The organism is Nitratireductor sp. ATLC21 (assembly GCF_057196525.1).
Map to the genome: position 1 here is coordinate 147,696 of NZ_JBXUOU010000005.1, position 22,827 is coordinate 170,522.

The following is a 22,827-nucleotide window of genomic DNA, read 5'->3' on the forward strand; positions in this document are numbered from 1 at the left end:
CGCTGTGCGGCATCTGTAAAAAGGATGTTCAGCGGAAAAACCGCTGCTTGGTCTGGTGCCGGTCTGTCGCGGCTCAAGCAACCGAATTTTCCCCAGCCGAGCCGTTTCTTGCGAACGGAGAAGAACAGACGATTTTACAGGGGGGCGATTTCACAGGGAGTATGTCTTGGTGCCCCTGGCCGGACTCGAACCAGCACTCCTTGCGGAACTCGATTTTGAGTCGAGCGCGTCTACCAATTCCGCCACAGGGGCCCGCCGCGAACGGACGAACAGGTTGCGGACTATACGGGGAAGCGGGCTTGCGTCAACACTTCACGTCGCAAATCCTCACGCTTGTCACCTCTTTCACCATCGCCGTTGCGCCAGGGGGCGCCAGCGGTTAGACAAAACACCTCATCGAGGGCCCTCCATGCTTCGCAAACTCTATGACTGGACCATGTCGCTCGCTGCCACACGGCATGCGGAGAAGGCGCTCGGCTCCGTGTCTTTCATTGAAAGTTCGGTCTTTCCCATCCCGCCCGATGTTCTGTTGATCCCAATGGTGCTTTCGGAGCGCGCAAGATGGCTTCGTTATGCGTTGATCTGCACCGTGAGTTCCGTTCTTGGTGCGCTTCTCGGATATGCAATCGGCGCCTTTCTTTACGAAACGGTCGGGCAGCCGATCCTGGCCTTCTACGGCAAGGAAAATGCATTTGAACAAGTGGCCGGCTGGTACAATGAATGGGGTGGCTGGGGGGTGCTTTTCGCTGCCGTCACACCATTCCCCTACAAGGTGTTGACCATTTTTTCAGGCGCTACTGGGCTCAACCTTGCGGTCTTCGTGGTCGTCTCGATTCTCGGTCGCGGCCTTCGATTCTTTCTGGTCTCCTGGCTCCTCTACAAGTTTGGCGCCCCGATCCGGACGTTTATAGAGAAGAACCTTGGCCTTCTTTTCACCCTTTTCATGGTTTTGCTGATCGGCGGCTTCGTTGCCATCCGCTATGTATTCTAGAGGCCCCCAATGTCCCTGACCGCTCCCACCGGTGCCACACAAACCCTGAGTGCCGGCTTGCTTTTTTTCGGTTTGGCCGCAACCGTGGGCACAGCGCTCGGCTTCGAGCATATTGGTGGCTACCTTCCCTGCATGCTGTGTCTTGAGCAACGTACGCCCTACTATATTGGCGTGCCGCTGATGCTGCTTGCGGTTCTGGCTTCATGGCTGAAGGCGCCTCCGCTCATCACGCGCGGGCTGTTGCTGATCGGTGGTGCGTTGATGCTCTATGGAATGGCGCTTGGGGTTTATCATTCCGGGGTAGAGTGGAAATGGTGGGAAGGCCCGGCCGATTGCGGTGCCGGCGCGTCCAGCCAGAACCTTGGAGGCAATCTGCTCGACCAGTTGAATGCGGTGATTCCCCCATCCTGCAGCGAAGCCGCAGGCCGTTTTCTGGGGCTCTCATTTGCCGGCTGGAACGTGCTTGCGAGCGCACTTTGGGCCTTCGTGGCACTGCGGGCGGCATTCAAGCGCTAGTGCTTCATTCTTCCTGGAAGGTTTTAGGTGGCTCGCTCTCTATTAGGGCTCGAGCTCGACATCCCAGTAGAGATAATCCATCCAGCTTTCATGGAGATAGTTGGGCGGGAAAAGTCGGCCATTGTTGTGCAGGTCCTGCACGGTGGGCCGGAAGGGCTTTTGCTGCGGCCACATCTTTGCACGGGAGGGCATGACGCCACCCTTTTTTAGATTGCAGGGCGAACAGGCCGCGACGACATTTTCCCAGGATGTGACGCCACCGAGGCGGCGGGGAATGACATGGTCGAAGGTCAGGTCTTCGCGGGTGCCGCAATACTGGCACTGAAAACGGTCGCGCAGAAACACGTTGAAACGCGTAAACGCAGGGTAACGCGACGGTTTTACATAGGTTTTGAGGCTGATCACGCTCGGCAGCCGCATCTTGAAAGATGGGGATGAAACCTGCTGGTCGTATTCGGCAACAATGTTGACCCGGTCGAGGAAGACTGCCTTGATGGCATCCTGCCACGACCACAGTGACAAGGGATAGTAACTGAGCGGTCTGTAGTCCGCATTCAGCACCAGAGCAGGCATGCTGTCTGGCGAAGCCGCGATCGTCACGTCCTTGAAGCTCCTTCAACTGGCCAAGTCGATCGATGCGGATACTGTAAGCCTGCCGTGACAGGAATGTGAAGCGCATATTTTGCTTTATGACACGTCAAACATCTGGATTTTCGCAGTTTTTTTCTTCTAACGCGGCAAGGGCGCTGCTTCCTGCCCCTTCATCTGGCGATAATAGGCCCAAAACAGGCGGGCGGCGACGGCGCGAAGCGGCGCCCATGATTCGGCAAGCCTCGCCAGGCCTTTCGCATCGGGCCGATCCGGCAGAGACAAGGCATCGGCCACGGCAGCCTGCAAAGCCACGTCGCCAGCCGGAAACACATCAGGATGACCAGCGCAGACAAGAAGATAGACCTGAGCTGTCCATGGGCCAATTCCATGGATCGCCGTGAGGCGGTCGACAGCTTCCTCGGCTTCAAGTGCGCAGAGTGTTTCAAGATCGAGACCATGCTCCAGAACAGCCCGCGCGAGAGCTACAATGGTACGCTGCTTGGCGCGGGAAAGACCGGCGACGATCAGGGGCGCTTCGCCTGCTGCGGCAATCGAGGCTGGCGTGAGCGGGTCGATCAAACCGTGTAGTCGCGCCTCGATGGCGTCGGCGCTGGCACGCGAAACCTGTTGGGATATGACAATGGAAACAAGACTCGCAAAGCCGGGCTCCGTGCGCCGCAGAGGAATATCACCAGCAAGGTCGCGCACGGGCTGAAGGCGGGGGTCGAGTGCGACAAGGCTCTCAACGGCTCGCAAGATATCCGCATCAGTCTCTATGCGTTTCATCGTATTGGTGTGGCCTGTCCTTGCCGTGCGCGAAAGAAAGCCGTAGCAATCGTCACATGCTGACCGCAACCCGATTCAAGCATCACTCATGACACGACCGGTCTTTCGGTTCGCACCGAGCCCAAATGGTCAACTCCATCTTGGTCATGCCTATTCGGCACTCCTGAACCGGGACATGGCTCGGGAGGCGGGCGGACGCTTTCTTCTGCGAATGGAAGATATCGACGTGACCCGCTGCACACCCGAATTGGAGCATGGCGTGTTGCGTGATCTGGCCTGGTTGGGACTTCACTGGGAGGTGCCGGTGCGCCGACAATCGGATCATTTTGACGATTATCGTGCCGCGCTTGATCGACTGATCGATGCAGAGCTCGTCTATCCGGCGTTCATGACCCGGGGAGAGGTGCGGGCGCGCATCGCCGAGCACGAAGCTATTGGCGAGCGTTGGCCGCGCGATCCGGACGGAGCGCCGGTCTATCCTGGAGAGGACCGCCATATGAGCTCACGGGAGCGTCAGGCTCTGATTGACGAGGGCGCGCCTTTTGCATGGCGGCTCGATATGGCAGCGGCCATCGCGCATGTCGGAACCACGCTTTGTTGGGAGGAGACGGGGCAGGGACCCGAAGGGGAGACAGGCCTGATACCTGCAAGGCCCGAGACATGGGGCGATGTGGTGGTTGCGCGAAAGGAAATCCCGGCAAGTTATCATCTATCGGTGGTGGTCGACGATGCGCTGCAGGGCATCACACATGTGGTGCGTGGGCGCGATCTGTTCCACGCAACTGGCGTGCATCGTGTGCTTCAGGAACTTTTGGGTCTGCCGGTGCCGCGCTACCACCACCATGACCTCATTCTTGACGATGACGGTCGCAAGCTCTCGAAGAGCCGTGGCGACACCAGCCTTGCCGCATTGCGCGACAGCGGCGCGACGCCGGATGACATTGCGCGTATGATCGGGGTGCCTAGCTCAGCCGCCTAAGAAGCGCCTTGGCCACGACCAGGATCAGAAGCACCGCGAAAGCACCACCCAGACCGGCGAGTGCACCTTCGGTGAGACTTGAGAAACGAATCCCGTTCCGGTTGGCCAGATAGACGGTTCCGAAGAATGCGGTGGCTATAATCATGGCGGTGCCCATCGCACCGAACCCGTCATCTTTCAGAGCCGCGTTGAGACCGAGCGACAGAAGGTAGGCGATCATCGTGACAGCCACGAGGGCAAAGATCAGCCAGCTGGTGTCCAGTTTCATCAACATTTGCGTACTCCCGGCGGCGCCATGGATCACTTCTATTGATCCTAAGATGGAAATGTTTCGCTTTCCTTGCTGGCATGGGGGCTGTTAAAGCCGCGGTTGATTCGAGCTTTCGCATTCAGGGACACATCCGATGAAAGATCTTACGAGGGCGATCCCGGCCTTGTTCGTCGTCCTCTGGGCGACCGGTTTCATCGGGGCGCGTTATGCGATGCCATGGGCGGAACCCTTCACATTCCTGTGGATCCGGTTTGCTCTGACCTTTGGCGTTCTTCTGTTGATCATTCCCCTTGTGAAGCCAAAGGCGATTGGCCCACGCAATGCATTTCACGCCTCAATAGCAGGCGTTCTGATGCATGGCGTTTATCTCGGAGGCGTCTTCTGGGCAGTGCGCAACGGTCTCCCGGCTGGCTTCGCCGGCCTCATCGTTGGGCTTCAGCCGATGCTGACTGCGGTCATTGCAGGTCTGTTTCTCGGCGAGAAGGTGACAGGAAAGCACTGGCTTGGCCTTGTGGTGGGGCTGGTCGGTGTGGTGACAGTCCTTTCCCCAAAATTCGGCTCGATCAGTGGCGGTGTGACGGTCGCGACCATTGGTGCGGCCGTTGTGGCGGTGATCGCCATGAGCGTTGGCACCGTCTGGCAGAAGCGTTTCGTGGCGACTGCTGATCTGGTAACAGTCACGCTTTATCAATATGTCGGCGGTTGGGCTGTCACGTTTCTGGTCTCGCTATTGTTCGAAACGCAGCACTTCGTGCTCAACGGTGAACTGGTCTTTGCCATGGCGTGGCTGGTTTTCGTGCTGTCGCTGGGTGCGATCTTCCTTCTGATGATCCTCATTCGAGAAGGGGAGGTGGCGCGGGTCGCATCGCTCTTCTATCTCGTGCCCGCTGTCACGGCGCTGATGGCATGGTTCCTGTTTGACGAGACACTGACGCCTGTGCAGCTTGTAGGTATGGCGATCACGACTTTCGGCGTGGCGCTCGCGACGCGGCGTTCAGTTCGTCAGCCGGCCCCAGCGACCGCTCGCGCTTCGCGGTAGCGTTTGATCGAGGCGTTCAATTCTCCGCCGAGAATGAATACGGCGGAAATGATGTAGAGAAACACCACGGCGATCATGATGGATGCGAGACCGGCATAGGTGCTGGCGTAGCTGCCGAAGCGCCCGAGATAGGCTGCAAAAAGGCTTGATCCGACAAAGGATCCCAGGAGTGTGAACGCAACACCGGGCAGCACGTCCCACAGGCTGCGCCGACCGGCTGGCAGCCAAAGATGTACTGATATCAGCGCAAGAATGAGCACGGTCAGCGCGATCACATAGCGCCAGAACGTGATGGTGCCGACATAAGGGGCAATCCACTCCAAATTGTTGGCGGCGATGCGCAGGGCGATCGGCGCGATGACGAGCAGGATGCTGATGGCAAGAAAGCCGACCGTTGCAACGAGCACGAAAAACAGGCTTTGCGCGCGCAGGCGGAAGATCGAGCGTTTTTCGCTGACCCGGTAGGCGCGATTGAGAGACAGGCGAAGCGCCTCCACTCCATTGGAGGCGAAAACGCCGGCCAATACGACACCGAAGGTCAGCACATCGCTGCGGCGCACACCGAGCACATTGTGAACTTCTCTTGCAATCGGCTCGGCAACTTCCTTGGGCCAGGTATCGAAAATCAGATCGACCGCCTGTTGCGAAAAAGAGTCTGCGCCAAGGAAACTTGCCAGGGCAGTGGCAAATATCAGAAACGGGAACAGCGCCATCAGCGCCGAGATGGCGACGTGACTGGACATGGCCCAGCCGTCATCCGTGTTGAAGTGGCCGAGCGCATCGCCGATGATACGTCTGGTGGCTTTCAATCCGCGCACTGCGCTTCCCTTCGTGGCTGTCGACATTGCTTTTGGTTGTTTCGCTCAGGCCAATATGTGAAACCGGGACGCTTATAGACAAGTGCTGACGGGAATTTCATGGTTAGTGACCGGACGATCCTGATTACCGGAGCCTCTTCTGGCATAGGCGCATGGTGTGCCGAGGCCCTGCGCAGAGATGGCTGGCGCGTTTTTGCAACGGCGCGCAGACCGGAAGATCGTCAAGCCCTTGAAAAGATGGGGATAGACGCCTTCTACCTCGATTACTCGGAGCCTGAATCGATCATAGCGCTCGTGGATGATGTGCTCGATCGCACCGGCGGTTCACTCGATGCTCTTTTCAACAACGGAGCCTATGCCCAGGCTGGGGCCGTGGAAGATCTTCCTGTGGAAGCGCTGCGTCACCAGTTCGAGGTCAATGTTTTCGGCTGGCACGATCTTACGCAGCGCCTCGTTCCAGTGATGCGGCGGCAGGGGCATGGTCGCATTGTTCATTGCTCGTCGATCCTGGGGCTCATTCCTATAAAGTACCGTGGTGCTTACGCTGCCTCCAAGCATGCACTCGAAGGATTGATGCTGTGCCAGCGCGCGGAGCTTGAAGGGTCGGGCATTCACGTTTCCCTGATTGAACCGGGGCCCATCGAGTCCAGAATTGCAAGCAACGGACTCCCGTGGTTCGAGCGCTATATCGATCACGAAAACTCCGCGCATCGGGACGCCTATGAAGGTCAGCTTGCACGTTTGAGACAAGGCGGGGTGAAGTCGCGGTTCAAGCTCGGGCCGGACGCGGTCTATGCGCGACTTTCGCACGCGCTCCTTTCCCCGCGCCCAAGGCCGCACTATGTGGTAACCACGCCGGCGCGTATCGGTGTCGCATTGAAACGGCTGCTTCCGGCGCGCATGTTGTATCGCTTCCTGTCGAACCAGGGCTGAAACAAAAAGAAAGCCGCGATGTCCACAGTCTTCAATATCCTCTCCATCCTTGTGATGATGGCGGTCGTTATCGTCCTCATTCGCGGTCTCATGAACATGATGCGTGGCGGCTCGGCCAACACGTCGAACAAGCTTATGCAGGCTCGCGTTATCCTGCAGGCTGTTGCCATCGTCTTTGTCGTACTTGCGCTTTACTACGCGCGTTCCAAAGGCGGCTGAGGCGCTCCGTGGTCAAGCTGAACAAGATTTACACGCGCACGGGCGATGACGGGACAACGGGTCTCGGCTCGCGTGAGCGCCGCCTGAAATCCGACCTCAGGGTTGCGTCCTATGGCACGGTCGATGAGGCAAATGCCTGTATCGGCATGGCACGTGTTCATCTGGCAGAATCGGAGCCGCGCATCGACGCGATGCTGGCGCGCATCCAGAATGATCTCTTCGATCTGGGAGCTGACCTTTCGACACCCGATACCGGCGAGGCGCTGGGCTACGAGCCTTTGCGGATCGTGCAGAGCCAGGTGGACCGGCTGGAAGCCGATATTGATGCCCTGAATGCCGAGCTGGCGCCGTTGCGCTCTTTCGTGCTGCCCGGTGGCAAGCCCGCTGCTGCTGCACTCCATCTCGCGCGCACTGTCTCGCGACGTGCCGAGAGGCTGATGGTGGAGTTGCGCACAGTCGAAGGTGAGATCGTCAGTGATGCGGCCATGCGCTACATCAACCGCCTCTCCGATTTCCTGTTCGTTGCTTCACGCGCCGTCAATGACAATGGTGCGCTAGACGTGCTATGGGTGCCCGGGCAAAACCGCTGAGATATTCGGGCCGGGATCGGGGCCCGCAAAGAGGGCTCCGATGTTCATACCGTTGCACGATGCCAACAGCCTGCGGCACATCAAACGGCAATATGTCACGCTGGCAATCATAGCGGTCAACGTGATCGCCTATCTGGTGACGGCGGTGGGAGGCACGGATTTTGCCTTTGCCGCTGCGCTTGGGCTGGGCTATATCCCGTCCGTTTCCAATGATCTGGCGGTCCTTCCGCCAGAGCTTGATCTGGTTCCGGAACCGCTCACCTACATCACCTATTCATTCCTGCATGGCGATTTGCTGCATCTGGGCGGCAATATGCTGTTTTTGTGGGTGTTTGGCGACAATGTCGAGGATGCGCTGGGGCATTTCCGGTATCTGATTTTCTACCTCGCCTGTGCGGTTGCGGGAGCTTATATGCACGGCTTCATCGCGCCGGATTCCAATGCGCCGCTCATTGGCGCTTCCGGTTCCATTGCCGGTATTGTTGCTGCCTATCTGATCCTGCATCCTCGGGTGAAAGTCTGGGTGCTGGCTTTCGCGCGCATTCCCATTCGCGTTCCGGCCTTCATCCTTCTCGCGTTGTGGATCGGTTTCCAGTTCTTGATGTTGATGATCGATACGGAAAATCAGATTTCCTGGGCGGCTCATGCGGGAGGCATTCTCGCCGGGGCGGCCCTCGTGGTCATCCTGCGGCGCAGGGATGTGCCCCTGTTTGACAAGCGTTTGGAGAAACCGCGGGCGGTGGAGCTTGAAAAGCCGGATGTTGCGCGCCCTCTGGAAACCGAGCAGCCGCGCTGGGGCCGGTAATAGGACATTTCTGCATATTGACGTGAACGTCAGGCCTCTCTACGGTCCCGCCAACTCCGGCGGCATACCGCATGAAGGGGGAGGAGGAGTGTTCTGAATTTCCCTGCACATGTCGGCATTCAGCCATCCGGCGCGTCCATCTGCTGGTATCCAGCATCAGAACCGAAGTCCACCATGGAAGGTGATTGCGCATGAAAGTCCTTGTTCCGGTCAAGCGGGTCATTGACGCCAATGTGAAGCCCCGCGTGAAGGCGGATGGCTCCGGTGTCGAGCTGACGAATGTCAAAATGGCGATGAACCCGTTTTGTGAAATCGCGGTTGAAGAAGCGATCCGCATGAAGGAAGCCGGCAAGGTTGAGGAAATTGTCGCCGTTTCGATTGGCCCGGAGAAAGCTCAGGAAACGCTGCGCACCGCGCTCGCCATGGGCGCTGACCGCGCGATCCTCGTCAAGACCGACGAGGCGGTCGAGCCGCTTGACGTGGCGAAGATCCTCAAGGGCGTTGTCGAGGAGGAGAAGCCGGAAATCGTGATCCTCGGCAAACAGGCCATCGATGACGATTCCAACCAGACCGGCCAGATGTTGGCCGCGCTGCTTGGCTGGAGCCAGGGAACATTTGCTTCGGATGTGGAGCTTTCAGACGGCAAGGCCAAGGTGACGCGTGAGGTGGATGGCGGTCTCCAGGTGGTCGAGCTCAAACTGCCGGCCATCGTGACAACGGACCTGCGCCTGAACGAGCCGCGCTATGCTTCTCTGCCGAACATCATGAAAGCCAAAAAGAAGCCGCTCGACACCAAGGAGCCCGGCGATTTCGGCGTCGAGGTGAAGGCACGCCTGAAGGTGCTCAAGACCGAGGAACCGGCCGGCCGCAAGGCGGGCATCAAGGTGGGCTCGGTGGCCGAGCTGGTCGACAAACTGAAAAACGAAGCCGGCGTGCTTTAACGGAGAGGGAGAGACAAAATGGCTATTCTTCTGATTGCCGAACACGATAACGAAACCCTTTCCGATCAGACCGCCAAGGCGCTCGCCGCAGCGAGCCAGATCGGCTCTGATGTGGATGTGCTTGTAGCTGGCAAAGACGCGAAGGCCGCCGCCGACGCAGCGGCGAAGCTTTCGGGTGTGCGCAAGGTTCTCCTCGCGGAAAGCGATGCGCTTGCGGAGCGACTTGCCGAGCCGCTCGCCGACCTCGTGATTTCTCTGGCTGACGGATACGACACGCTTGTCGCGTCGGCGACGACAACGGGCAAGAATGTCATGCCGCGTGTCGCGGCCCTGCTCGATGTCATGCAGGTGTCCGACGTAATCGAAGTGGTGGATGCCAAGACGTTCAAGCGCCCCATTTATGCCGGCAACGCGATCCAGACCGTCGAGGCAACCGACGCCAAGCGGGTGCTTACGGTGCGCACATCGTCCTTCCAGGCGGCAGGCGAAGGGGGCTCTGCCGCGGTGGACAGCGTCGACGCGCCGGCTGATGCCGGCCTTTCGGCATTCGTGGAAAACCGCATCGCAGAAAGTGACCGGCCTGAACTGACTTCTGCCAAGATCATCATTTCGGGCGGTCGTGCGCTGGGCTCGGAAGAGAAGTTCAACGAGGTCATCCTGCCTGTTGCGGACAAGCTGGGAGCTGCTGTTGGCGCTTCGCGCGCAGCTGTCGATGCGGGCTATGCCCCGAACGACTGGCAGGTGGGGCAGACGGGTAAGGTGGTTGCGCCCGATCTCTACATCGCCTGCGGCATTTCCGGTGCGATCCAGCATCTGGCCGGTATGAAGGATTCCAAGGTGATCGTAGCGATCAACAAGGATGAAGAAGCCCCGATCTTCCAGGTCGCCGATTATGGCCTGGTTGCAGACCTTTTCGATGTGCTGCCGGAGCTCGAGAAGGCGCTCTGAGCCTGTAACAAGAACACCGGAATCTCAGGCAACGGCCCCGCTTTCGAGCGGGGTCTTTTTTGTTTGCGGCACCAAAGCGAACACCGCACGGACATCACGGAAGGATTTTCCGCGCGGGGGTAGACGCCATTGCGCCTCCCATTTAGTTTGCAGCGCAACAACACTGACGAAGGGTGCAGGTCGCATCTCACGGGGTTTTCGACATGACTGGAAAGATTGAGAAAGTAGGTGTGATTGGCGCGGGCCAAATGGGTAGCGGTATTGCCCATGTCGCCGCGCTGGCGGGCTATAACGTGAAGCTCTACGATCTTTCCGCCGAGCGGATCGAGGCGGGTATAGCGACGATTTCCGGCAATATGGCGCGGCAGGTTTCATCGGGAAAACTCGAAGACAAGGTTCGTCAGGACGCCTTGGCGCGCATTGCTCCGGCCACCACCATGGAAGCACTCGCCGATATGGACCTCGTGATCGAGGCGGCGACCGAAGATGAAACCGTCAAGCGGAAGATTTTCGCGCAGCTTTGCCCGGTGCTGAATCCGGAAGCCATCGTCGCCACCAACACCTCATCGATCTCCATCACGCGCCTTGCCGCACAGACTGATCGGGCCGAGCGCTTCATCGGCATTCACTTCATGAATCCCGTTCCGGTGATGAAGCTGGTGGAACTCGTGCGCGGCATCGCCACGGAAGATGACACGTTTGAGAAGGCACGCGGCTTTGTCGAAAGCCTCGAGAAGACGATTACGGTGGCGGAGGACTTCCCCGCGTTCATCGTGAACCGCATCCTGTTGCCGATGATCAATGAAGCAATTTACACGCTCTACGAAGGCGTGGGGACGGTTGAAGCCATCGACACGGCGATGAAACTCGGCGCCAACCATCCGATGGGCCCATTGCAACTTGCCGATTTCATTGGCCTCGACACCTGCCTGTCGATCATGCAGGTGCTTTACGAGGGATTGGCCGATTCCAAATACCGTCCATGCCCGCTGCTGGTAAAATACGTTGAAGCCGGCTGGCTTGGCCGCAAGACCGGCCGCGGCTTTTATGACTACCGCGGTGAGACGCCGGTCCCGACACGATAATTCCGGCTCGCAGCTCTCTATTCAGCAGCCTGCCGCTGCGGCGTTTTGCGCCGTGCGGCGGGCTTTTTTGTCTTATGCTGTGCAGCTGTTGCCGAAATCTCTTCCATGGGGAAAGCGTCGACAGCGATAACCTTTTCGACAGCGTCCCGCGCTTCGCGCAGCTGCGTGAATTCGGCATCGCTGATGAGATCCATATCGTGGGCCTCCTGTGCGTCGCTGATCTTTTTGGCGCGCATCTTTTTCTCGATGGGGGCCGCATCGACGACGAGCCGGAACGCACGTTCCAGATCCTTGAGCGGATGCGCATCGTGCCCCTGACCGAGATACAGGTCGGGCGTCAGCCTGTCCCGCTGCTGAGAGGGTTTCAGAAGGATTTCGGCAAGCTTGGTGATGAGACGATCCGAAGGAACCGGGTTGGGGACGCCCCACGGGAAAGCGATCAAACGCACCAGCCAAGCGGCGGGCCGCGATGGCAAATTGTCGAGAACGCCACGGAAAGCAATGCCCATCCGCGCCTCGCCCGCTTGCATGAGATAGTCGACGATTGGCTTGTCTTCGGCGAAGCGTCCTTCGCTTTCGTAGCGTTTCAGAACGGCACCCAGCAGATAGAGTTCTGCAAGGATGTCTCCCAGACGGGCTGAAATCATCTCCCGGCGTTTGAGCGATCCGCCGAGTGTGAGCAATGCGAAATCGGACAGGAGAGCGAAGGCTGCGGAATGACGCGAAAGGGTTTTCCAGTGACGCGGCATTGCCGCTCCCTTCGGAGCAGGGCTCAGAAGGCCACCGGTCCAGCCACGCAGGAAGGCGCGACCGGCGGTCTTGAAAGCATGGCCGACATGCTTCCAGAAGGCCTTGTCGAAAAGATCGAGCCCTTCCTCCCTGTTCTCGTGCGATAGCGCCAGCAATTCTTCGAGCATATAGGGGTGGGAGCGAATGGCACCCTGGCCGAAAATCATCAGATTTCGGGTGAGGATGTTGGCGCCCTCCACGGTGATGCCGACCGGCACCGCCCGATAGGCCGCGCCCATGTAGTTGCTCGGGCCGTCTATGATTGCCTTGCCGCCGTGAATATCCATCGCGTGCTCGACGGAACGGCGCATGCGCTCTGTGGCGTGATATTTCATGATGGCGGAAATAACCGAAGGCTTGTGCCCTTCATCGAGCGCCGCAAGTGTTGCCCGCCGCGCCGCATCGATCAGATAGGCGTTGCCGCAGAGCTCGGCCAGCGGCTCCTGAATGCCCTCGAAATAGCCGATTGGCACGTTGAACTGCGTGCGCACCCGCGCATAGGCGCCGGTGGCGCGTGCGCACATTGCGGCGGATGCGGCCGACTGCGAGGGAAGCGAGATGCTGCGCCCGGCAGCGAGCGCCGTCATCAGCATGGTCCAGCCCTGACCGATCTGCTTCTCGCCACCGAGAATGTGGTCCAGCGGCACGAAGACATCCTCGCCATAGAGCGGTCCGTTCTGGAAGAAGGTGAACTGCGGAATATGCCGGTCGCCGTGGCGCACACCCTTTGTGCTGGTCGGCAGCAGCGCGACGGTGATGCCCAGATCCTCTCCGCGGCCGAGGTGATTTTCCGGGTCTCGCATCTTGAAGGCGAGGCCCATTACGGTGGCTACGGGCCCAAGCGTGATATAACGCTTGTGAAAATTGAGCCGCAGGCCCAGAACCTTCTTGCCCTTCCAGGTCCCATATTCAACCACACCCGTGTCCGTCATCGCCGCGGCGTCAGAGCCTGCGTGCGGGGAGGTAAGGCCGAAACACGGTATTTCGCGCCCATCTGCCAAGCGCGGCAGCCAGTATTTGCGCTGCTCATCGGTGCCGAAATGCATGAGCAATTCGCCAGGCCCAAGCGAGTTGGGCACCATTACGGTGACGCCGGCGACGACGCTTGCAGAGGAGAGCGTGCGCACCACCTCCGAATGGGCGGTGTTTGAGAAGCCGAGCCCACCAAACTCCTTCGGGATGATCATTCCGAAGAATTTGTTCCTGCGCATGAAATTCCATACGGCGGGGGAGAGATCGTGATCGCGCCAGTTGAGCGTCCAATCATCGACCATGGCGCAGAGCTCGCGCACGGGGCCGTCCATGAAGGCCTGCTCCTCTTCGGAAAGGCGCGCCGGCGGCATGGCCAGGAACTGTTCCCAATCAGGATTCCCGGTGAAAAGTTCGCCGTCCCACCAGACCGTCCCCGCATCGATCGCTTCCCGCTCCGTCTCGGAAATCGGTGGCATGATCTTGCGGGCCCAGTTGAAGATGGGCTTTGAGATGCGGTCTCGGCGAAAGGTTTTGAAACGCATGACCGGGCCTCCAGTGTTGCGCCAATATAACAGGCTTGCCTCTGGGAGGCGAACGGGCTTCGCGGAGGGATGGTTCCCGCTCGTGTGCTCAGCCGCGCAGACGATTGCGCATGATGCGCAGACGATTGCGCACACGCCGTGCCAGGCCAAGCTGGGCCGCTGCCTTACGCACGTGGCGGTCTGCATCGGGCGTAAGCCCGACGACCATCGTTCCCAGGGGACGACGCTCGCTCCACAGGCGGCTCATCACCGGGTGATCTGGCACCGCACAGGAATCCGTCATGATGATGTTTGGGTCATCGAGATGGGTTTTCGTGACCTCGATCATGAGAAGCGTGCCTGGAGAATAGGTGGCGAAGCTTTCGTCATAAGCCGTTTTCCATGTGTAGGCCGTGCCGTTCTCAATGAAGACAATCAGGCAGGCGATAACCACATCATCGAGCGTCAGCATGTGAATGCGGCACATGTCGCGTTCGCAGAGGCGATGAACCGCTTCCCGTGCGAAGGCTGCACGGTAACGATCGATCGCCATGGCGGTCCTTTCCCGTCCTTTCCAGCCGGACGCTTCAAGGGTGAGGAAGGCTTCGACGCCGTGCCTGACTTCATCGGGGTGGCGGGCAATGCGGTATTCGAGGTTGCCCAGTTCTCCCAGGCGCCTTCTTAGGCGCCGGAACTCGCGGTAGTGATGTGAGCGCAGGGAATCTCGCAGATATGTATCCCCATCCAGGGCGCTCTCGAGTGTCGGCCGCTCAACCCGATTGGTGATCTGGAACGGCAGGTTGCGCGCGTCCACCACCGTACGCAGGATGGCGGCAAATGCGCCGTCCAGGCCGACATCCGGCAAGACGAAAACCTTCGGGAGATCAAGGTGCGGCCGGGCGAGCATGGCGAAGAAATCCTCGATTACGCCAGCCGGGTCGTCATAGTCGACGAGAGGGGTGCCGAGCGGACCGAAGGGATTTGCCCAGGTGCGCAGTACCGGAACGCTGAATGGCAGGAGCGGACGTTCAACCGTAAAAGGAACAAGAAGGCGCAATCGACTGCGGTCTTCCGTTCCGTCGCGGATCACGGCCAACCGCACTTCCCGGTCTTCCAATCGAGGCATGGCCGGAGCCAGAAAGCGCGGATTGAAAAATATGTTTGTCTCGATGGAACGGGCTGCCAGATAATCCAGTTCATCGACCAGCTCGAAACCGGCTGACGCCGGATAAACCGCGAGTTTGCGCTTTTGGTCGCCCGTGGTCACCGAGGCGAGGCGCTCGGTATCGGGTTCCAGCGTGGCATCGCGGGCCAGATCACTGTCGGACCCTCCCGTGCCGCCGCTCGTCTCTTCAAGGAGAGGGGGGATGCTCACGGATTGGCCTCCTTTCGAAAGCGGGGGAGAAAGACCAGCATGCGGATCCCAAGCTTCCGCCAAGCGATAAAGGATAGCGAGCCGGCCTCGAAGAGAATGGCAATACCTGTCGCGATCGCTGCTCCCCACAGCCCGTATAGTGGTATCAGGATCATGTTGAGACCGATGTTGATGCCGAGCGTAACGGCGTAGATTCCGGCGCAGATTTTTTGAAACCCGCTCATCGTAAGCAGACTTTCCGCAGGTCCGACGGCGGCTCGGGCGACCACACACGAGACAAGCAGGAACAGAAGAGGATAGCCGGCAGTAAAACCACTGCCGAAAAGCATCAGCATCGGCTTGCCGATAATCAGCACGATCACGCCCATGGCGAGGGATGGCCAGAAGGTCCAGCTGACGGTTTCCGCAGCAAAGCTTGCCAGCCCCGACCGGTCCCCGCCATGCATGTAGGCGGAGTAGCGTTGAGCAACGCTTGCCTTCACCGCAAAATAGACGAAATGCACAAGGGCCAGCGTCTTGACGGTGGCAAAATAGACAGCGACGTCGGTTGGAGCCATATACCGTCCCACCATCAGCACGTCCGCGTTGGTGAGCAGAAAGTAGAAACTTTCGACGAGAAAGATGGGCAGCGAGACGCTGACCCAGTGCTTCATTTCATAGCGGGGCCTGCCGGAAGGCATGTTGCGATCCACGCGGGTGGTGATGCTCGCAAACTGCAGCAGTGTCGTCACATAGGTGGCAATGATGGCTGTGACGATCGCGGTTGTCGCGTCAGGTGCGTAGCCGCTCAGCACAGCGACGGCCATGAACAGCAGGATGAGCAACGGGCGAATGAAATAGGCCGGAAGCAGGGCCCAGATCACCCATGCATTGGCTCGAGAAACACCCTGCAGCAGGTCACTGAGCGCCAGCATCGGCAGGCAGATCAGGCCAAGGTAGAACGGAACGATGTAGTAGGACTCGATGACCGGCGTTAGAAAATACAGTCCCAACAGTCCCGCGAGCATGAAGATCGTCGATGTTGCCAGCACGAAAAGCCGGCCGGCGATGTTGACGCCGCGCAGCTCCCCAAACGCGCCTTTCGTGCGGTATTCCGGGATGAAGCGGATAATTGCCGTATGAAAGCCGAGGCATGAAATGTTGCCGAGGATGATCATTGTCACCCAGACGAGCACGTAGATTCCGTATTCGAAACTGCCCATCCAACGCGCAAGGAAAACCTGGCTGAAAAAGGCGATCACTGCGTTGATGATGCGGATGGCGAAGGCGATGAGCGCATTGCGGCCTGCCTCCCCGCGGGCGTCACGGGCGTTGATCAGGCCGTCGACCTTGGTGAGCCACGGGCGTACGCGCTCAGCAAGCTGCGCCGGCAGCAAGCGATCACCTGTTCCCGTGGCTGAAAAACGCACCACCCCACTCCTCTCAAGACATGTGCACAACGCTTTAGTGCAAACTGCTTAAGAATCATGAAAGGCGGTGGTCAGCACCGGATTCGGTGATGGAAAGCCAACAAAAAAAGCCGGGGTAAACCCGGCTTTTATCTGTACGTCTGGGCGATCGCCTCAGGCGAAGGCGCCGTGACAATGCTTGTACTTTTTCCCGGAGCCGCATGGGCACGCTTCGTTTCGGCCCACCTTGCCCCAGGTCGCGGGGTCGTTGGGGTCGCGCTCCTCTGCAGGGACGACGCTGTTTTCGCTGCGCGCGAGCGCTATCGTCTCGCCATCTGCAAACTCGTCCTCTCCGGTCGAGCCGTCAATGTGATGAGCCTGCATATCCGGTGTTTCCGGTGGCGGTGCCTCCGCAGCCTCCCTGACTAACTCCACACGCATGAGCTGCGAGGTGACCACCTGGCGCAGATTGCTGAGCATCGCCTGAAAAAGCTCGAATGCCTCGGATTTGTACTCGTTGAGCGGATCGCGCTGCGCGTAGCCGCGGAAGCCGATAACCGAGCGAAGATGATCGAGATTGACCAGATGCTCGCGCCACAGGCTGTCGAGCGTCTGCAGAAGAATGGACTTCTCCACATAGGTCATGATCTCGGGGCCGAAGCGCTCGGCCCGGTCCTTGGCCGCGGCCTCTGTCGCCTCGCTGATCCGCTCGCGGATGTCGTCTTCGGCAATGCCTTCTTCCTGAGCCCACTCATCGATGGGGAGATCCAGATTGAGCGACGCTTTTACTGCTTCGCGCAGTTCCTTCGTTTCCCACTGCTCAGCATAGGCTTTCTCGGGTATATGCCGTGCAACCAGATCGTCGATCGTGTCCTGGCGCATTTCGGCGACTGTCTCTGACAGATTTTCTCCGTCCATGAGTTCGAGACGTTGTTCGAAAACGACCTTGCGCTGGTCGTTCATCACATCGTCGAACTTGAGCAGATTCTTGCGGATGTCGAAGTTGCGGGCCTCGACCTTCTTCTGCGCCTTTTCAAGCGCCTTGTTGATCCAGGGATGGACGATGGCTTCGTCTTCCTTGAGGCCAAGCTTCTGCAGCATCCCGTCCATCCGATCGGAACCGAAGATGCGCATCAGATCGTCCTGAAGCGACAGGAAGAACTTCGAGCGGCCGGGGTCGCCCTGGCGTCCGGAACGTCCGCGCAGCTGGTTGTCGATGCGCCGGCTTTCGTGACGCTCCGTCGCCAGAACGTAGAGGCCGCCGGCAGCAAGCGCCTGCTCTTTCAGCCGTTTCACATCCTCGCGGATGGCCTGCTCCTTGGCATCGCGTTCGGGGCCGGGTTCCATGTCGCCCAGCTCTTCTGCAATTCGCATCTCCGGGTTGCCACCGAGCTGGATGTCCGTGCCGCGACCAGCCATGTTCGTGGCGATCGTGATGGCGCCGGGCTTGCCTGCCTGCGCGACAATAAAGGCCTCGCGCTCATGGTGGCGGGCGTTCAGAACTTCGAAATCCTTGATGCCTTCCTGCCGGAGTCGTTCAGCAAGAAACTCGGATTTTTCAATCGAGGTCGTGCCGACGAGGATTGGCTGCCCCTTGGCGCTGGCTTCCTTGATCTCCCGGACAATGGCTTTGTATTTCTCTTCGACGGTCCGGTATACCTCGTCATCTTCGTCAAGGCGCTGGATCGGCAGATTGGTCGGGATCTCAATGACTTCGAGACCATAAATATTGCCAAACTCTTCCGCTTCCGTCGATGCCGTGCCGGTCATGCCGGCCAGCTTGTCATACATGCGGAAATAATTCTGGAAGGTGATTGAGGCGAGCGTCTGGTTTTCAGGCTGGATTGCCACCTTCTCTTTGGCTTCCAGAGACTGGTGGAGCCCTTCGGAGAAGCGGCGGCCCGGCATCATGCGCCCGGTAAACTCGTCAATGATGACGATTTCGCCGTTGCGAACGATGTAATCCTTGTCGCGTTGGAAAAGTTTGTGCGCTTTCAAGGCATTGTTGAGGTGGTGAACGATGGCGACATTCTCGATGTCGTAAAGCGAATCACCTTTGAACAAGCCCGCTTCGCGCAGCATGTTCTCCATTTTTTCCGTACCTTCTTCCGTGAAGGTCGCGGTGCGCTGCTTCTCGTCGACTTCATAGTCCTCTTCCACCAGATGCGGAATGAAGGTGTCGATCTTGTTATAGAGTTCCGAGCGGTCGTCCAGCGGACCAGAGATGATAAGCGGGGTACGAGCCTCGTCGATAAGGATCGAATCGACCTCATCCACGATCGCGAAGGAATGCCCGCGCTGCACCATCTGATCGCGCTCATATTTCATGTTGTCGCGCAGATAGTCGAAGCCGAGCTCGTTGTTGGTGCCGTAGGTCACGTCACACGCGTAGGCCGCGCGGCGTTCCTCATCCGACATGCCATGTACGATGACGCCGGTCGTCAGGCCTAGGAAGCCATAGAGTCTGGACATCCACTCCGAGTCGCGCGTGGCCAGATAGTCGTTGACCGTGACCACATGCACACCCTTGCCCGAAAGGGCATTGAGGTAGACAGGAAGAGTGGCGACAAGCGTCTTGCCTTCACCAGTCTTCATCTCGGCGATGCAGCCTTCATGCAGCACCATGCCGCCAATGAGCTGCACGTCGAATGGCCGCATGCCAAGGGCCCGCCGCGAAGCTTCTCGGGCCACGGCGAATGCCGGAACAAGAATATCGTCGAGCGACTTGCCTGCGGCCAGCTCCTTGCGGAACTCTTCCGTTTTTCCGCGCAATGCCTCGTCGGACAGCGCCTTCATTTCGTCTTCGAGCGCGTTGATTGCGGCGACACGCGGGCGGAAACCCTTGACGCGACGATCGTTGGAGGAGCCGAAAACCTTGCGGGCGAGACCGCCGAGACTGACCATCCAGTGGTCCTTTCACTTCCTGACAGACGGCACAGGTGAAGCAGGGATCAACCCCGATCGTGCCGAGCGAGAGCAATTATTTTACGATCAGCGCCCGGAAAACGGTTCTGGACGCAGGACATCAGGACAGATAAGAGGGGCCAAGAGTGATGTCAACGCCGCGTTAAACATGCGCTCTTGCGCAAAATTCCGCCATATTCCTAGGCGGTTTGGGCAAATTCTGAATCACGAACGGAGAGTTTCATGCTGAAATCGTTTCGCCGTTTCCTGGCCGTTCAGGTTGGGGCCGGTCTGACGCTGGCCGCCGTGGGCTTCATGCCTGCCTATGCTGCCGATGCCGACGTCGTCGCCACAGTCAACGGTATGGAGATCACGGAGGGCGATTTGGCCGTCGCTGGTGAGGAGTACGGCGCGCAGTTCGGAAATCTGCCTGAACCGCAGCGTCGCGCAGCACTGCTCTCCGCATTGATCGAGATCAGGCTTCTGGCCTCTCAAGCCGAGGAAAAAGGTCTGGCGGATAGCGAGGCCTTTGCCAAGCGTCTTGAGTTCCTGCGTCAGCAGGCGCTGCATGCAGCCTTTATTGAGAAGGTTGTCGATGGCGCGGTAACCGAGGAACAGGTGCGCGCCAGCTATGACAAGCAGATCGCGGAAGCCCCGGCTGTCAACGAGGTGCGGGCCCGCCACATTCTCGTAAAAACCAAGGAAGAAGCCGAGGCGATCATCAAGCAGCTCGAAGAGGGCGGCAATTTCGAAGAAATCGCCAAGGAAAAGTCCACCGACGGTGCGGCGGCCAATGGCGGGGATCTCGGCTATTTCACTTCTGGGCAAATGGTGCCGGAGTTTGAAAAGGCCGCCTTTGCGCTCAATCCGGGTGAACATTCGAAGGAACCGGTCGAAACTCAATTTGGCTTCCACGTCATCAAGGTCGAGGACAAGCGCGCCAAGCAACCGCCGGCATTCGATGCTGTGAAGGATCGGGTGCGGTCTTTGCTGGTGCGTGAGAAATATGTCGAAGAAGTTTCTGCTCTTCGTGATGCTGCCGAGGTTGATGTCAAGGATCCGGCTCTCAAGGAGTTCATTGACGGGATCGAGAAGCAGCGTGAAGGGGCGGCCTCCGGGAATGGCGATGCTGCTGAGCCGGCGAAGTCCGAATAGGGACTGACGATAGCGCACTCTGAAAGCGGCGGGCGTTAGACGTCCGCCGCTTTTTCTATTTACGATAGTGGGCGCTCCGCCACACCAGCGCGGATCTGGATTCGGCTTGCGTCGGAAAAAAAACTCGGGCAGACCGACATGCACCACAAATCGCAAATTTGGTAAGTCTGGCCATGTCCGCTGCAGTTTCTCCCCTCGCTCCAAAAAAATATCCGACCATGCCCGTTGTGGAAGGCGTGCGTATCGCAACGGCCGAAGCCGGTGTGAAATACAAGGGACGAACGGACCTCCTGACGATGGTCTTCGAGGAGGGCACAACGGTGGCCGGAGTGTTCACCCGCTCCAAATGCCCCTCCGCTCCCGTCGAATTATGCCGTGATAACCTGGCGGGCGGGACCGCGCGTATCCTGGTGGTAAATTCTGGCAACGCCAATGCTTTTACCGGGAAAAAGGGCCGTGCCACGACGGCGGTTGTCGGAGAGGCTGCGGCCAAGGCGGTCGGCGCGGGAAAAGACACGGTGTTCATGGCGTCCACCGGCGTGATCGGAGAACCGCTTCCTGCCGAGCGTGTTACCGGATTCCTGAACGCGATGGTGGCCGATGCGAAGCCGGAGGGCTGGCTGGCGGCTGCTAAGGCCATTATGACCACAGACACCTATCCAAAAGTCGCCACCGCCACTGTTCGGATGGGCGAGGTGGATGTGGTCATCAACGGTATCGCCAAGGGTGCTGGCATGATCGCGCCGGACATGGCGACCATGCTTTCTTTTGTGGCCACTGACGCGCCGATCGCAGCGCCTGTGCTGCAGGAGCTTCTCTCAAAGGGAACGGGCAAGACGTTCAATGCCGTTACGGTCGACAGCGACACCTCCACCAGCGATACATTGATGATGTTTGCAACGGGGGCCGCGGCCAGGCGCGGTGCGCCGACTATCACGGATGCGAAGGATCCCAATCTTGTGGGGTTCCGCCGAGCGCTGAACCGCATTCTGAAGACCCTTGCCCTCCAGGTCGTGCGCGATGGCGAGGGCGCACGCAAGCAGCTCGAGATCACGGTTACCGGCGCGAAATCATCTCGTTCGGCAAAGAAGATCGCTCTATCCATCGCCAATTCGCCGCTGGTGAAAACGGCTGTGGCTGGTGAGGATGCGAATTGGGGGCGGGTGGTCATGGCCGTTGGAAAGGCTGGCGAACCAGCCGAACGTGATCTTTTGTCGATCTGGTTTGGGGATATTCGTGTGGCTCATGAGGGCGAACGCGATCCCGACTATTCCGAAGAGGCAACCTCTGCCTATATGAAAAAGGATGAGATTGCGCTGCGCGTGGATCTCGGCATCGGGCGCGGCAAGGCCACCGTCTGGACCTGCGACCTGACCAAGGAATACGTTGCCATCAATGGCGACTATCGGAGCTAGGGTGTGCCAGGCCAGGTGAGGCAGGACGTCAAAAAGGATTTCGCCGTCATTCGCCGCTTTGAAGCGGCAGGTTTGCGTGCATGGCCCGCAGAAACCGTAGCCTATGACGGGACCTGGGTTCTGCGATTGACGGCGGGTCATCCCGCGAAGCGTCTGAATTCCATCAATCCGCTTGATCCGGGGGATTATCGGAATCTCGAAACACGCATCGAACGGGCGAGGGAGCAGTTCAGCGCCTATGGGCGACCGGTGACTTTTCGGCTATCTCCACTCGCAGCTCCGGAGATCTCCAGCTATCTCGATCAACAGGGGTGGAACACCCTTGGGCATTCGCTTGTGATGGCACTCGATCTCCAGGATGCCGACTTGTCCGAAGCCATGGATCAGATTCCGCTCAAGGACCGCCGGCGTTTTGTCAACGCGACGCTTAAGGTGCACGGCTATGAAGAGCTTCACCGAGCCGGTCTTTCCCGGGTCATCGGTGCGATCCGGCCTGAGACCGGGCTTTTCGTTCTGGAAAAAGGCGAGGAGCCGGTGGCCACCGCGATTTGCGTGCATGACAGCGACCTGGCCGGTCTGTTCGAGATCGCGACGAGACCTTCCTGGCGTGGGAAGGGTTATGGGCGCCGTGTTCTGCTTTCAGCGCTTAAATGGGCGCAAACGCACGGTGCTGAGCGCGCGTGGCTACAAGTGGAAGCTGGAAATGACGTGGCTGTGCGTCTCTATCGCGCGCTCGGTTTCCGGGAAATCTATTCGTACCATTATCGCCAGCCCCGGACCTGACCGTCGCCGCCGG

At 59.0% G+C, this 22,827-nt stretch carries 22 protein-coding genes and 1 tRNA gene; 14 read left to right on the top strand and 9 right to left on the bottom strand.

Features of this window, described 5'->3' with window-relative positions; translation table 11 throughout:
* Positions 1–167: 167 nt before the first annotated feature.
* Positions 168–252, bottom strand: a tRNA-Leu gene (locus tag AC2CHD_RS20085).
* Between the two features lie 157 nt (positions 253–409).
* On the opposite strand from AC2CHD_RS20085, the gene AC2CHD_RS20090 reads away from it, so the two are divergent.
* Both AC2CHD_RS20090 and AC2CHD_RS20095 read left to right on the top strand, forming a co-directional pair.
* Positions 410–991, top strand: a complete 582-nt coding sequence (locus tag AC2CHD_RS20090; protein ID WP_484555059.1) for a YqaA family protein — start codon at positions 410–412, stop codon at positions 989–991.
* Between the two features lie 9 nt (positions 992–1,000).
* Entirely contained in the window at positions 1,001–1,507 is a 507-nt protein-coding gene (locus tag AC2CHD_RS20095) for a disulfide bond formation protein B (RefSeq protein WP_229450028.1), read from the top strand.
* 42 nt (positions 1,508–1,549) lie between these two features.
* Here the strand turns inward: AC2CHD_RS20095 and AC2CHD_RS20100 are convergent, their stop codons facing one another.
* Entirely contained in the window at positions 1,550–2,107 is a 558-nt protein-coding gene (locus AC2CHD_RS20100; RefSeq protein WP_223021645.1) for an HNH endonuclease, read from the bottom strand.
* Positions 2,108–2,236: 129 nt separating this feature from the next.
* On the bottom strand, positions 2,237–2,884 hold the full coding sequence (locus AC2CHD_RS20105) for a DNA-3-methyladenine glycosylase family protein (RefSeq protein ID WP_484555060.1): 648 nt from the start codon (positions 2,882–2,884) through the stop codon (positions 2,237–2,239).
* A gap of 88 nt (positions 2,885–2,972) precedes the next feature.
* On the opposite strand from AC2CHD_RS20105, the gene gluQRS reads away from it, so the two are divergent.
* Positions 2,973–3,863: a tRNA glutamyl-Q(34) synthetase GluQRS gene (gene gluQRS, locus AC2CHD_RS20110; RefSeq protein WP_484555061.1), complete on the top strand. Its 891-nt coding sequence runs from the start codon at positions 2,973–2,975 to the stop codon at positions 3,861–3,863.
* Here the strand turns inward: gluQRS and AC2CHD_RS20115 are convergent.
* Entirely contained in the window at positions 3,847–4,137 is a 291-nt protein-coding gene (locus AC2CHD_RS20115) for a hypothetical protein (protein ID WP_229450031.1), read from the bottom strand. The two genes, gluQRS and AC2CHD_RS20115, sit on opposite strands and share 17 nt — an antisense overlap.
* Before the next feature lie 130 nt (positions 4,138–4,267).
* On the opposite strand from AC2CHD_RS20115, the gene AC2CHD_RS20120 reads away from it, so the two are divergent.
* Positions 4,268–5,173 carry a DMT family transporter gene (locus AC2CHD_RS20120; RefSeq protein ID WP_484555062.1) on the top strand — a complete coding sequence of 302 codons (906 nt, stop codon included), beginning with the start codon at positions 4,268–4,270 and terminating at the stop codon, positions 5,171–5,173.
* Here AC2CHD_RS20120 and AC2CHD_RS20125 read toward each other — a convergent pair.
* Entirely contained in the window at positions 5,137–6,018 is an 882-nt protein-coding gene (locus tag AC2CHD_RS20125) for a YihY/virulence factor BrkB family protein (RefSeq protein WP_484555063.1), read from the bottom strand. The two genes, AC2CHD_RS20120 and AC2CHD_RS20125, sit on opposite strands and share 37 nt — an antisense overlap.
* A gap of 72 nt (positions 6,019–6,090) precedes the next feature.
* On the opposite strand from AC2CHD_RS20125, the gene AC2CHD_RS20130 reads away from it, so the two are divergent.
* From AC2CHD_RS20130 to AC2CHD_RS20160, 7 genes are all read left to right on the top strand, one after another.
* Positions 6,091–6,924: an SDR family oxidoreductase gene (locus tag AC2CHD_RS20130; RefSeq protein ID WP_484555064.1), complete on the top strand. Its 834-nt coding sequence runs from the start codon at positions 6,091–6,093 to the stop codon at positions 6,922–6,924.
* Positions 6,925–6,942: 18 nt separating this feature from the next.
* On the top strand, positions 6,943–7,143 hold the full coding sequence (locus AC2CHD_RS20135) for a twin transmembrane helix small protein (protein WP_007008808.1): 201 nt from the start codon (positions 6,943–6,945) through the stop codon (positions 7,141–7,143).
* A gap of 8 nt (positions 7,144–7,151) precedes the next feature.
* Positions 7,152–7,733 (top strand): cob(I)yrinic acid a,c-diamide adenosyltransferase, encoded by a 582-nt coding sequence (locus AC2CHD_RS20140; protein WP_484555065.1) that lies wholly within the window; start codon positions 7,152–7,154, stop codon positions 7,731–7,733.
* Between the two features lie 40 nt (positions 7,734–7,773).
* On the top strand, positions 7,774–8,538 hold the full coding sequence (locus AC2CHD_RS20145) for a rhomboid family intramembrane serine protease (RefSeq protein WP_484555066.1): 765 nt from the start codon (positions 7,774–7,776) through the stop codon (positions 8,536–8,538).
* A 191-nt stretch (positions 8,539–8,729) separates the two neighbouring features.
* Entirely contained in the window at positions 8,730–9,479 is a 750-nt protein-coding gene (locus AC2CHD_RS20150) for an electron transfer flavoprotein subunit beta/FixA family protein (RefSeq protein ID WP_229450037.1), read from the top strand.
* Positions 9,480–9,497: 18 nt separating this feature from the next.
* Positions 9,498–10,427 carry an electron transfer flavoprotein subunit alpha/FixB family protein gene (locus tag AC2CHD_RS20155; RefSeq protein WP_484555067.1) on the top strand — a complete coding sequence of 310 codons (930 nt, stop codon included), beginning with the start codon at positions 9,498–9,500 and terminating at the stop codon, positions 10,425–10,427.
* A gap of 203 nt (positions 10,428–10,630) precedes the next feature.
* Positions 10,631–11,512: a 3-hydroxybutyryl-CoA dehydrogenase gene (locus AC2CHD_RS20160; protein ID WP_229450039.1), complete on the top strand. Its 882-nt coding sequence runs from the start codon at positions 10,631–10,633 to the stop codon at positions 11,510–11,512.
* A gap of 17 nt (positions 11,513–11,529) precedes the next feature.
* Here the strand turns inward: AC2CHD_RS20160 and AC2CHD_RS20165 are convergent, their stop codons facing one another.
* The 4 genes from AC2CHD_RS20165 to secA form a co-directional block, all read right to left on the bottom strand.
* Positions 11,530–13,815, bottom strand: coding sequence for an acyl-CoA dehydrogenase (locus tag AC2CHD_RS20165; RefSeq protein WP_484555068.1), 2,286 nt, complete (start codon positions 13,813–13,815; stop codon positions 11,530–11,532).
* Positions 13,816–13,903: 88 nt separating this feature from the next.
* The gene (locus tag AC2CHD_RS20170; protein ID WP_484555069.1) at positions 13,904–15,169 is read right to left on the bottom strand and encodes a GNAT family N-acetyltransferase; all 1,266 of its coding nucleotides are present in this window, start codon (positions 15,167–15,169) and stop codon (positions 13,904–13,906) included.
* Positions 15,166–16,578 carry a lipopolysaccharide biosynthesis protein gene (locus AC2CHD_RS20175; protein WP_484555070.1) on the bottom strand — a complete coding sequence of 471 codons (1,413 nt, stop codon included), beginning with the start codon at positions 16,576–16,578 and terminating at the stop codon, positions 15,166–15,168. The genes AC2CHD_RS20170 and AC2CHD_RS20175 overlap by 4 nt, the downstream gene beginning before the upstream one ends.
* 153 nt (positions 16,579–16,731) lie before the next feature.
* Positions 16,732–19,461 carry a preprotein translocase subunit SecA gene (gene secA / locus AC2CHD_RS20180; protein WP_484555071.1) on the bottom strand — a complete coding sequence of 910 codons (2,730 nt, stop codon included), beginning with the start codon at positions 19,459–19,461 and terminating at the stop codon, positions 16,732–16,734.
* A gap of 243 nt (positions 19,462–19,704) precedes the next feature.
* On the opposite strand from secA, the gene AC2CHD_RS20185 reads away from it, so the two are divergent.
* From AC2CHD_RS20185 to AC2CHD_RS20195, 3 genes are all read left to right on the top strand, one after another.
* Entirely contained in the window at positions 19,705–20,616 is a 912-nt protein-coding gene (locus AC2CHD_RS20185; protein ID WP_229450044.1) for a peptidylprolyl isomerase, read from the top strand.
* Between the two features lie 173 nt (positions 20,617–20,789).
* Positions 20,790–22,031, top strand: a complete 1,242-nt coding sequence (argJ, locus tag AC2CHD_RS20190; RefSeq protein WP_484555072.1) for a bifunctional glutamate N-acetyltransferase/amino-acid acetyltransferase ArgJ — start codon at positions 20,790–20,792, stop codon at positions 22,029–22,031.
* 3 nt (positions 22,032–22,034) lie between these two features.
* Positions 22,035–22,814: a GNAT family N-acetyltransferase gene (locus tag AC2CHD_RS20195; protein ID WP_484555073.1), complete on the top strand. Its 780-nt coding sequence runs from the start codon at positions 22,035–22,037 to the stop codon at positions 22,812–22,814.
* Positions 22,815–22,827 lie beyond the last annotated feature (13 nt).